Source organism: Microcoleus sp. Pol12B3 (assembly GCF_036701355.1).
GTDB lineage: Bacteria > Cyanobacteriota > Cyanobacteriia > Cyanobacteriales > Microcoleaceae > Microcoleus.
Genome location: NZ_JAUBQS010000135.1, coordinates 1 through 4,087, shown reverse-complemented (window position 1 = coordinate 4,087; position 4,087 = coordinate 1). Strand labels below are relative to the sequence as shown.

The 4,087-nt window shown below is 48.3% G+C and carries 2 protein-coding genes; one reads left to right on the top strand and one right to left on the bottom strand.

Annotated features, from left to right (window positions below; all coding sequences use genetic code 11):
- Positions 1–586 (top strand): calcium-binding protein (locus tag QUA53_RS28645; protein WP_333101233.1); only part of this gene is annotated, 586 nt, incomplete at its 5' end.
- 244 nt (positions 587–830) lie between these two features.
- On the opposite strand, the gene QUA53_RS28640 is transcribed toward QUA53_RS28645, so the two are convergent.
- A partial coding sequence (locus QUA53_RS28640; protein WP_333101235.1) for an AAA-like domain-containing protein occupies positions 831–4,087 on the bottom strand: 3,257 nt, incomplete at its 5' end.

The following is a 4,087-nucleotide window of genomic DNA, read 5'->3' as shown; positions in this document are numbered from 1 at the left end:
TAAAGATGACGATATCTTGCTGGGTGAAGATGGGGACGACTACATTTTAGGCAACTTAGGAAATGACACAATTAATGTCGGAAACGGCAACGATATTGCCTTTGGTAATGAAGGTGCAGACCTGATTTTTGGTGAGTCGGGACATGACACGCTGTACGGAGGCAAAGAAAACGACAGTCTCGATGGCGGTGAGGGCAACGACTTGCTGTTGGGTGGCAATGAAAACGATGTGCTCTGTGGCGACATCGGTAACGATACCATCTACGGCGGCAAAGGTAATGATATTCTCAGCGGTGGCAGCGGTGCCGATTTCCTTTCCGGGGATGTTGGGGACGATACATTGACGGGAGGTTCGGGAAATGATGTGTTTTTCCTCAATCAAAGTGTGGGTAGCGACATCATTAATGATTTCCGCAAGGGAGAGGATTTAATTGGGTTAAATTCTGGTTTGAGTTTTAATCAACTCAGTATTACTTCCAGCAACAATCAAACTTTGATTACTGTGACGGATACCAATCAATTGTTGGCGAAGCTTAACAATATTACCCCCGGTATTCTTACCGCTAGCGATTTCATTACTCTGTAGTTATCATACTAAATCCGGTTTGGCTATATCCTCGATCGTTCTGGGTATGCTTCGTCGGTTGAAACCGCTACTAAACAAACGAAGTCCGCCTCTGCAGACTGAGAGATAAAGGGAGTAGTTACGCCGGATTTAGTATTATAGTATTTTTCAATAAAAAGCAGCCAAGCATGATAAATATCCTCTAATCTTCTGATGCTATAGCCACACATATTAATCTCTTTTTCCTAATAAAGCGGACTTGATATTATTCCGTTTTAATACGATCGCACAAATGTCTGTCCTCCTCCTTGACTTCAGCATTAGTTCGCAAATAATCCCGGACACGATCGCACGCATAAGCCAGTTCATCGAGTTTGAGAATTCCCTCTAGATCCCATAAAATCACCGTGCGATCGTCCCCAACAGAAGCAATCTGTTTGCCATCGGGACTAAACGCCACCGCCCAAACGTTCCCTTCATGTCCCGTTAGCGTCGTTATTTCTGTCCCGTCGGTTTTCCAAAGTTTGAGTGCGCCAGTTGAGCCTCCCCCCACCAGCATTTGACCGTCTGGACTGAAATCAACCGCCATCATGCCTCTAGTATTTCCCTTGAGGGTTTTGAGCAACGCGCCATCACTCGTCCAGAGTTTAATCGTGTCATCCCTGCTGGCAGTTGCCAAAGTGCGACCGTCTGGACTGATGGCAACTTCCCAAACAGGGCTGCGATGGCCCTCTAGAGTCTTGGAAAACCTACCGTCAAGACTCCACAACCGAGCAGTGCTGTCGCTACTAGCTGAAAGCAGCCTCTGTCCGTCAGGGGTAAAGTCCACATCGTAAACCCTAGCCCGATGCCCTGTGAAAGTTTTCAGCAAAGTGCCGTCTTTGTTCCACAGTTTCACGGTTTTATCGTTGCTAGCAGAAGCCATTAGCCGACCATCTGGACTTGGGGAGATATCCCACACTCCAGCTTCATGACCTGTTATGGTTTTCAGCAGCGTCCCGTCGAACTGCCAGAATTTAATTGTTTTATCTTCACTAGCGGTAGCAAGGAAAGGTGCGATCGCAGGATTGGTACCAGAGAGGAAAGCAACGGAGCGAACGGCAGTCTCGTTTCCGGCAAAAGACTTCAGCAACGTGCCGTCTCGCGCCCACAGTTTGAAGCTGCCATCCGAACCGGCGGAGGCTAGCATTTGACCGTCCGGGCTGAAATCCACATCCCAAATCGTGCCACCATGTCCGTAAAGGACTTTCGAGAAGGGGTTTGTCGGATTCCAGAGTCGAGCTGTATTGTCGTCGCTAGCGGAGACAACCATTTGACTGTTGGGAATAAAAGCAAGCCCGCGAATTCCAGATTGATGCCCTTTGAGGACTTTCAACAGCGTCCCGTCCGGCTTCCAGAGGTTGATAGTTTGGTCGGCGCTGGCGGAAGCAATGACATCGCCTGCTGTGCTGATGGCGACTTCAAACACTTCCGAACTGTGACCGCTAAGAGTTCGTAGCAGGGTTCCGTCTGGTTGCCAGAGTTTGACAGTGTTGTCAGCGCTGGCAGAGATAATGGCGGGACGTTTGACGCCGCTATTGTCTGCAACTAAAGCGAACTCAACGTCCCAAACGCTTGCGCTGTGACCTTCTAGGGTTCTCACCAGTTCGCCGTCGAGAGTCCAGACTTTGACCGAATTATCTGTGCTGCTAGAGGCGAGGAGGTTTCCATCCGGGCTAAAGGCAACACCCCAAACTGCACCTTGATGTCCGCTCAGGGTTTTGAGCGGTTTGCCATCAACGCTCCACAGTCGAATGGTGCTGTCTTCACTGGCGGAGGCGATGCGCTCACCGTCTGGACTCACGGCGATCGCCCATATCGCAGCCTTGTGTCCCTGAAAGGTTTTGAGCAGTTTGCCTTCCCGACTCCACAGATAAATGTTGCCGTCCACGCTGGATGTTACCAGGCGCTGGCTGTTGGGAGTAAAACGGAGGGCGTAGACGCTGCTGATTGTGTGTTGGAGAGTATGCAGCAAGGTACCATCCCGTTGCCAGATCTTGGCTGTTTGGTCGCCGCCTCCGGTAGCGATGAGTTGACCGTCTGGGCTGATATCAACTGCCAGAACCGGGCTGGAATGCCCCAACAGGCGATTGAATTCTGCCGTTCCATAGATGGCTTGTTGCAGCACTTGTTGAACTTGAGATGGCAACTGGGGGCTGGAATTAGCTAGGCTGTCGATCCTGCGTCTGGCTTTGATGGCGCTCACGAGGGCATCTAATCGCTGTTGGGAAGCGAATTGCCCTGCTGATGAGGAGGATAGAGCTTGAATTTCGCTGATTCTGGCTTGCTGCTCGCTGGTGAGGGCGTGATGATATTGCCAAAGGGCGAGAATGCCAAAGGCGATCGCAACTATTAGCACTCCGCTGAGCGCCCCAAGAAATCTTCGCTGCCGCTTCGCTGTTTCTCGCTCTAAAACTAACCGCTTGCGTTCTTCTGTGAGTCTGGCTTCAACTTCTCTGAGCCTCGCTGCTTCCAGCGCTTGCTGCACTTCCAGCCTGTCTAATTCACCAGAAGCGGCTAAAAAGTGATAATCCAAACCGCTCAAACTTTTTCCCTGGGCCCAGTAGGAAGCGTCTTTTAACGATTGTCCGCGCAACAATCGCGATTCATCGGTTTGTTTTGAAGCGATCCAAGCGTTGAAAGCTTGGGAGTAAGGACGCAGTTGCTCTAACTGTTTTTCTACCCATTGTAGGTGAAACACTCCTTGATAAATCGGGTTGCTTACATTTAAAAAACCTTGTTTTTTTACTACCAAACCTGACAGCAGCAATTCGATCTGCTCTCGACTATCATCCGCTTCAATTTCACCAGCTTGTAAGAGGTTTTGATAGATACCTAAGCTACGTGCAGTAAGTTGTTCGTTGCCAATAATGCGATCGCGGATTGTCTTTAAATGCTCTGGATCATCTTGCGATTCCCATTGATGGATGATGTTTTCTCTCACCAACGATTCCACAAAAAATCCCTCCGTTCCCGGTGGTATTTTTAAATCACCGCTGTGGGCTTTCCGCGCCATTTTCACTACTAATTCACATAGTTTTTGCGTTAAAAAGGGCTGTCCTCCCGTCCAATATAAGATTTCTTTGAGAACTGCCTGTGGATTGGCTATGACCTTTTCTAACCCTTTCGCTAATGGTTGCGCTTCTTCTAAGCTAAATCCTGACAAATCGATCGCCACTCCGATATTAAAAGGTGTCCGATTTTTATCGGCGATTAAATCGCTGGGTGTAGCTACTCCGAAAAGGGCGAAGGTAATCCGGTTGTATTCTGGATTAAGGGCTCGTTGGTTATAACAATAACGGATCAAGGCAAAAAAATCATCTACGGGAAAATCTAAACTTAAAATACTATCAATCTCATCGACAAATATAAAAATTCGAGTCTCCGGAAATTTCGCTAATAATATCTCTTCAATAAATTGACTCAATCTTTGCAGGAGAGAAACTTCTTCTTGTTCTTGCCACCAGGTTTTTAAATTGACTT